The following is a 6641-nucleotide window of genomic DNA, read 5'->3' as shown; positions in this document are numbered from 1 at the left end:
GGTCGGTGTCGAACCCGGGCGCGGTGATGTGCGCCGTCGAGATGGCCGTGCCTTCGATCGTGGCGACCTTGACCAGCTTGAGGCCGGTCGTCGTGTCCTCGTTGAGGGTGGACAGGGCCTCGATGGTGAACTGCCCGGTCGGCACCCCGACGGTGATCGTGTCGGGGATGCTGGCGTTGATGTGCACCTTGACCGGCTGCACATCGATCAGCGGGAAGGTACAGCCGTAGTTGAGGTCGAGCTCAGCCGCGGCGGCGCCGCCCGCGGAGACGAACAGGCTCGTGGTCACCAGACCGGTGACGGTGAGGCCCGCCAGCACGGCGGCGAGACGCCTCGGTTTTAACTTCCGATGAGTCATTTCTTCTCCAACCGCACAAAACGGGGACCGGCAATTACCGGAGGGGCCTGAACAAAGCCGCGTCGACAATTACCTCGAAACGGCTCCGGTATATGCAGGCAACGTACCCGCCGGTAGATCGGCTCGCAATACCGGATTCCGCAGGCAAACCGGCACAATTGTCATTCGAAAGCAATTCCGCTCGAACGTTTTGCCCCGTGGTGACAAGGACCCCCCAGACGTCGCGCGGCGAGACGAACAGTCACGAAGCGTAGCCGAAACCTCCGGCAAACCCCCGGATGATGGCACGCTGAGTAGCTTTGTCATGTTCGGACAGGGCTTGACCGTCGCACTGTCCGTCCTGCACAAACTCCGCCGCGCCAATCGCCCGATCGTTGGCATGGACACGCGGTCCGCGGTCCGCTATTTGACACCTGAATCCGCTGAATTTATCGTCATTCGAGCAAACGCCGCCGCCGCGCCCCGGTGGTTCCACCACATTCTCCCCTACGAGGTGGGTTAATGACCGAACTGAACGGGCGGAGCCCGCGTGCCGATCTGACGGCGACGGCGCTGCGGAAAGTCGATCCGGTCAATGGTGATGACCCGGCCCGATTGCGCGCCCGGCACCGCACCGACGCCGCGCTGAAGATGTGGCGCATGATCCCGCCGGAACTGGCGCACAAGCTCCGCCCGATGGCGCCGCACCTGGTGAAGGCCGCGGTCCTGGAGATCCAGCGCGCGGTTCCCGCTTACGCCCAGCCGCTTGACGGCAAGTTCCGCGAGGTCCTGGTCGGCGCGGTCGACATGGCCGTGGTCAAGTGCTTCGACAACATCCTCGACCCCAACGCGCAGCAGGCGGACTGGGAGGCGGCGTTCCGCTACGCGGGTCGGGTCGAGTTCCTCGAAGGCCGCACGATGGACTCGCTGCAGACCGCGGTCCGGGTCGGCGCCCGCGTCGTCTGGCGGCAGCTCAGCGCGGCGGGCCGGTCGGTAGGAATCCCCCACGACGTGCTCTTCGCCCTGGCCGACGCGATTTTCGCCTGGGTCGACGAGCTGTGCACCGCGGCCATCGCCGGGTACACCTCCGCCCAGGCCCGCTCGACCGGCGCGCTGGAGCGGCGCCGCAGGCAGCTGCTCAAGATGATCCTGTCGGACCCTCCCGTGGCCCGGCAGTCACTCGCGGACCTGGCGGGCGTGACCGACTGGGAACTCCCCCAGCGCGTCGCGGTCATCTCCCTGGAATACCGCGAGGACCAGCACCGGCTGCCCGCGACCGCGCTAGGCCCCGAGGTTCTGGTGGACCTGGAAAGCACCGAGCCGTGCCTGGTCGTGGCCGACCCGGACCGCCACCTCGCCCGGCTGGAGAAGGAACTGCGCGGCAGGCGGGCCGCGGTCGGACCGACGGTGGCCTTGGGTGACGCGATCCTGTCCCTGCGCTGCGCGCGCAAGGCGATGACCCTCGTGCACCGCGGTGTGCTGCCGGACAAGAACATCACGCTGTGCGCCGAGCACCTCTCGACGCTGGCCCTGATGTCGGACGAGTTCCTGGTCTCGCACCTGACCAGCCGGGTGCTGATCCCGTTCGAGAACCTGACCGCCAAGCAGCGGGAACGCCTGGAGAGCACCCTGCTCGCGTGGCTGGAGACCCGCGGCGGCATCAACGAGATCGCCACCCGCCTCGACGTGCACCCCCAGACCGTGCGCTACCGCATGCACCAGCTCGAGCAGCTGCTCGGCGAGCGCCTGGCCGACCCGGAGGAGCGCCTCTCCCTGGAGATCGCCTTGCGCTACCGGCGGATCATGGCCGAGGGCAACCCGACCGAAGACGCCGAGGAGCCCGAGGAAGTTCTGCTCGACGACGCGATCTGAGCACGCTCAGAGTTCGACGACCGTGACCCCGGGCCGCCCGGGCACGGCGTCGTTCATCGCGACCAGCGCGTCCGGCACGCCGTCGAGGCCGATGCGGAGCCCACCCGCCGCGAGAGGTCGATGCCGGACCGCTCGACCATGCCCAGCATCGCCGGGTACTCGTGTGCCTGGACACCGTGGCTGCCCAGCAGGACCAGTTCGTCGGCGATCACTCGGTGCATCGGGATCGGCGCCACGCCGAGTGACGGCGGCATCAGCCCGGCGGCCACAATCGTCGCCCGCCTCGATCACCACCTCCGCACCCAGCGACGACGCCAGGTCGAGCGCCGCCCGTAACAGGTCGAGCCACCACCCGAACTCCGGCGGCGGCGGTGGCCACTGCGAGCCGCACAGCGGAGATCCCCGAGCCGCCGCATCCGTGCACCGCGACCCGCGGTCCGGCCCCGCCTCGCCCTGGCGCAGCACCGCGCGGACAACCGCCCGCGCCCAACCGGCGCCTAAGGGGACCGTGACGTAGGTCAACCACGGTCACCACCAATCCGCACGATCACAGAGCTGGTGCCCAACCTCGAAAATTCCGGGGGGCGGACTGGCGCCCGTCGCGGCTGGGCTTGGGCTCGTCGACGTCCTGGACCAGCGGTTTCACGCCGAACTCGGTGATCACGACGGCGCGCATGGGCGGTCCTCCGGTCTGGGTTGGAAGTTTCTCGAAAATATCCTGGCCGGGGCTGTCGATTCCGCGGTGGAGCGTTCGTCGGGTCAGTGAACGGAGCCCCACACCCGCGGGGGCCCACACCGAAGGAGCACATCATGGGCAAGCTGGTCGTCACCGAGTTCATCTCCCTCGACGGCGTCATCGAGGACCCGGGCGGCGCCGAGGGCTTCGAGCACGGCGGCTGGAGCTTCAAGTCCCCCGCCCCGGACGGCGAGCAGTTCAAGTTCGACGAGCTGATGGCGAGCGACGCACAGCTCTTCGGCCGCCACACCTACGAGGCGTTCGCCGCCGCGTGGCCGGAGATCACCGATGAGGCGGGCTTCGCGGACAAGATGAACTCGATGCCCAAGTACGTCGTGTCGACCACGCTCGGCGAGGCGAAGTGGAACAACACCACCGTCATCTCCGAGAACGTCGCGGAGGAGGTCGCCATCCTCAAGGCCAAGTACGAGGGCGACATCCTGGTCGCGGGCAGCGCCACCCTGGTCGACACGTTGCGCGCCCACGACCTCGTCGACGAGTACCGGCTGATGGTGCACCCGGTCGTCCTCGGTTCCGGCAAGCGGCTGTTCCACCAGGTCGGCGGCATGAGCGACCTGGAACTGGTCGACTCCCGCAAGGTCGGCCCGAACGTCCTGCTGCTCACCTACCGCGCGGCCGCCAAGACCGACAGCTGACCGTCCCCACCCGCGCGGGCCGCCTGAGTCAGTCAGGCGGCCCGCGGGCACGTCAGCCCGCGACGATGATCCAGAGACCGAAGGCCACGACCGCCGCGCACAGCGCGAAGCTCACCGCGGCCGTGGCGACACCCATGATGCTCGACCCGCCGTTCGCGCGGGCGTCGGCGTGGTCGGACCAGCCGCGCACGCCCAGCGAGAACAGGACCACGGTCCCGACCGCGGTGCCGAAGGCCACGACGAGGACCTCGACCAGCAGCGCCCAGTTGATGTTCATCGGGTGCCTCCCGCGGTCTCGACGGTCTCGGCGGGGATGGGCTCGACGGGGATGTCGTTGACGTTGTGCGCACCGACGACGTCGCGGCGCGAGCGGATGTAGATCACCAGGCCGAAGGCCAGTCCGACCACGGCGACCACGATGGTGCCGAACGTGCCGGACTCGGCGACGACACCGGCGAAGGCGCCTGCGAGGCCCGCGGCGGGCAGGGTGACGACCCAGGCCAGGATCATCCGGCCCGCGGTCCCCCACTGCACCTTGGCCTGCGGTGTGCCGAGGCCCGCGCCGAGGATGCCGCCGGAGCAGACGTGCGTGGTCGAGAGCGCGATGCCCAGGTGCGACGAGGTGAGGATGACGGCGGTGGCGCTGGCCTGCGCGGCGAAACCCTGCGGGGCGCCGATGTCGGTGATGCCCTTGCCGAGGGTGCGGATGATCCGCCAGCCGCCGAGGTAGGTGCCCAGGGCGATGGCGACACCGGCGCTCACGATGACCCAGACCGGCGGGCCGGAGTCCTTGGGCAGAGTGCCCGCGCTGATCATGGTGAGGGTGATGATGCCCATCGTCTTCTGCGCGTCGTTCGTGCCGTGGGCCAGCGAGAGCATCGACGCCGAGGCGATCTGGCCGATGCGGAAACCGCGCGGCGTGCGGCTCGCGGTGGCCCGGCGGGTGATGCGGAACGCCAGGTAGGTGGCGACCATGCCCGCGAGCCCGGCGATGAGCGGCGCGGCGAGGGCCGGAACCAGCACCTTCTCGGCCAGCTTCGCGAAACGCACGGCGTCGCTGCCCGCGGCGACCCAGGTGGCGCCGATGAGCCCGCCGAACAGGGCGTGCGACGAACTCGACGGGAGGCCGACGTACCAGGTCAGCAGGTTCCACACGATGGCCCCGACCAACCCGCACCGCGGGAGTGATCGCCGCGTCGTCGACCAGGCCGCCCGAGATCGTCTTCGCGACCTCGACCGACAGGAACGCGCCCCCAGGTTCAGCACCGCCGACAGCGCCACGGCCACCTTCGGGCGCAGCGCACCCGTGGCGATCGACGTGGCCATGGCGTTGGCCGTGTCGTGGAAGCCGTTCGTGAAGTCGAAGATCAGCGCGGTCACCACCACGGTGGTGACCAGCACAGACACAACCACCGAGAACTCCCCCCGACGACCGGAACGACGCAAACCTACGTTAACCATTCGTTCACACGATCGCAGTGGGCCGGCCGGCTTTACCGCTTGCCGTAGCGGGCCAGGACAGCCGACCGGAGAGCGGTGTCGGACCTCGGGACGGGCTCGATGAACACCTCGGCGATGACCGGGTACGTCGCGCCCAGGTCGGTCGCCAGCCGCACGCAGGCGCGTTCGAGGTCGGCGGCGGTGAGCGCGTCGTCGAAGTCCACCCGCGCGCAGACCAGGACGCGGTTGGTGCCGATGAGCATGGTCTGCAGGTCGACGACGGCTTCGATCTCGCGCGCCGCGGCGAGGGTGTCGCGGATCGCGTAGACGAGGTCCTCGGAGGCCTGCCTGCCGATGAGCAGGCCCGCGTTGGTCCGCCCGAGGAGGAACGCGACGAACGCGAGCAGCACGCCGATGGCCACGGAGGCGACGCCGTCCCACACCGAGGAGCCGGTGAGCTGGTGCAGGCCGACACCCGCGAACGCGATCAGCAACCCGAGCAGCGCGGCCGAGTCCTCGTACAGCACGGTTTTCGACGTCGGATCGTCGCCGTGGCGCAAGTGCTCGAGGAGCGTGCGGCCCTGTTCGGCGGCCTCGCGGCGCACCTGGCGCTGGGCCTGCGTCCAGGACACGGACTCCAGCGCGAAGGCGATGATCAGGACGAGGTACGCCACGTGCGGCGACGTCGACTCCTCGGGCTCGCCGAAGATGGTGGAGAAGCCTTCGTACAGGGCGAACACCGCGCCCGAGACGAAGATCGACACCGCCGCCAGCAGCGACCAGAAGTACCGCGCCTTGCCGTAGCCGAACGGGTGGCGACGGTCGGCGGGCCGGTCGGACACCTTGAGCGCGGTGAGGAGCAGCAGCTCGGTGAACGTGTCGGCGACCGAGTGCGCGGCCTCGGCCAGCATCGCCGCCGAGCCGGTGATCACACCCGCGATGAGCTTCATCATGGCGATGGCGAGGTTCATCGACCCGGCCAGGACGACCGTCAGCGTGCTCTCGCCCTCCGATTCGCTCACGATCAGATCGTAAGAGCGCGCATCCGCCCGCGCCTGCCGGGGAATACGGGGTGATCAGGGCTTGTTGAGCGCATCGGCGCGCCCCGAGCGTCTGATCTCGTACCAAGCGGACCACGCTGATCACCACGAACAATCCGGTCAAGATCACCAATGCGAGAGGCGCGACCGGTGCCATCCTTGGCGGACTTCCCACCATGCTCACGCTCCTCTGGTTGTTGGATCGTCGGTCCCATCAGACTTGGCCACGCCTTGAACTTCGCAGAGCCGCGCGGCTCCTTCGAGAACCCTGGCGAGCTGGACCCACCGCTTCGGCTCCATCCACTTGCCTCGCACGATGACGTCACGTGCGAACTTGGGCAGCTCGCGGCCAAGTCCGGCGAGAAGACTCGCCACTTCGACCTGCTCCGGTGTCGCCGCGTCCAGCTCGCGCTCGACATCGACGGCCATGGAGGCTAGTACGGCAGCAGCCATTCGCTAGCTGACCTGGGTGTTCTCGATGTTGCGGGCGAGTCTGGTGCGTTTGTGGAACCAGCGTGAGCGTGCTTGGTGTCGGCGTCGCCAGTTCACCCAATGGGTTG

8 protein-coding genes are annotated in these 6641 nt (G+C 68.8%); 2 read left to right on the top strand and 6 right to left on the bottom strand.

All coding sequences use genetic code 11. The annotated features are described in order from the left end of the window. A partial coding sequence (locus ACRDSQ_RS15715; protein WP_431421927.1) for a DUF6801 domain-containing protein occupies window positions 1-358 on the bottom strand: 358 nt, incomplete at its 3' end. Window positions 359-859: 501 nt separating this feature from the next. On the opposite strand from ACRDSQ_RS15715, the gene ACRDSQ_RS15710 reads away from it, so the two are divergent. Next, complete coding sequence (locus ACRDSQ_RS15710) at window positions 860-2209, top strand: PucR family transcriptional regulator (protein ID WP_431421926.1); 1350 nt, start codon at window positions 860-862, stop codon at window positions 2207-2209. A gap of 53 nt (window positions 2210-2262) precedes the next feature. On the opposite strand, the gene ACRDSQ_RS15705 is transcribed toward ACRDSQ_RS15710, so the two are convergent. Further along, a complete protein-coding gene (locus ACRDSQ_RS15705) occupies window positions 2263-2478 on the bottom strand; it encodes a hypothetical protein (protein ID WP_431421925.1) in 216 nt (71 codons plus the stop codon). Window positions 2479-3019: 541 nt separating this feature from the next. Between ACRDSQ_RS15705 and ACRDSQ_RS15700 the strand changes: the two genes are divergently transcribed. Further along, on the top strand, window positions 3020-3601 hold the full coding sequence (locus ACRDSQ_RS15700; RefSeq protein ID WP_431421923.1) for a dihydrofolate reductase family protein: 582 nt from the start codon (window positions 3020-3022) through the stop codon (window positions 3599-3601). 52 nt (window positions 3602-3653) lie between these two features. On the opposite strand, the gene ACRDSQ_RS15695 is transcribed toward ACRDSQ_RS15700, so the two are convergent. The 4 genes from ACRDSQ_RS15695 to ACRDSQ_RS15680 form a co-directional block, all read right to left on the bottom strand. Continuing rightward, window positions 3654-3878, bottom strand: a complete 225-nt coding sequence (locus tag ACRDSQ_RS15695) for a hypothetical protein (protein WP_431421922.1) — start codon at window positions 3876-3878, stop codon at window positions 3654-3656. Continuing rightward, on the bottom strand, window positions 3875-5014 hold the full coding sequence (locus ACRDSQ_RS15690; RefSeq protein ID WP_431421920.1) for an inorganic phosphate transporter: 1140 nt from the start codon (window positions 5012-5014) through the stop codon (window positions 3875-3877). Before ACRDSQ_RS15690 ends, ACRDSQ_RS15695 begins: the two co-directional genes overlap by 4 nt. An 80-nt stretch (window positions 5015-5094) precedes the next feature. Next, entirely contained in the window at window positions 5095-6063 is a 969-nt protein-coding gene (locus ACRDSQ_RS15685; protein ID WP_431421918.1) for a cation diffusion facilitator family transporter, read from the bottom strand. 198 nt (window positions 6064-6261) lie between these two features. Beyond that, window positions 6262-6510, bottom strand: a complete 249-nt coding sequence (locus tag ACRDSQ_RS15680) for a hypothetical protein (RefSeq protein ID WP_431421916.1) — start codon at window positions 6508-6510, stop codon at window positions 6262-6264. Window positions 6511-6641: the final 131 nt, after the last annotated feature.

Source organism: Actinokineospora sp., assembly GCF_050699995.1.
GTDB lineage: Bacteria > Actinomycetota > Actinomycetes > Mycobacteriales > Pseudonocardiaceae > Actinokineospora.
This window is presented reverse-complemented; position numbering and strand designations above follow the sequence as displayed.

What these genes read in the sequence shown, in the direction of transcription:
- ACRDSQ_RS15700 (WP_431421923.1), top strand. Translation starts at nt 3,020, where the DNA reads ATGGGCAAGCTGGTCGTCACCGAGTTCATCTCCCTCGACGGCGTCATC.
- ACRDSQ_RS15695 (WP_431421922.1), bottom strand. Translation starts at nt 3,878, where the DNA reads ATGAACATCAACTGGGCGCTGCTGGTCGAGGTCCTCGTCGTGGCCTTC.
- ACRDSQ_RS15710 (WP_431421926.1), top strand. Translation starts at nt 860, where the DNA reads ATGACCGAACTGAACGGGCGGAGCCCGCGTGCCGATCTGACGGCGACG.
- ACRDSQ_RS15680 (WP_431421916.1), bottom strand. Translation starts at nt 6,510, where the DNA reads ATGGCCGTCGATGTCGAGCGCGAGCTGGACGCGGCGACACCGGAGCAG.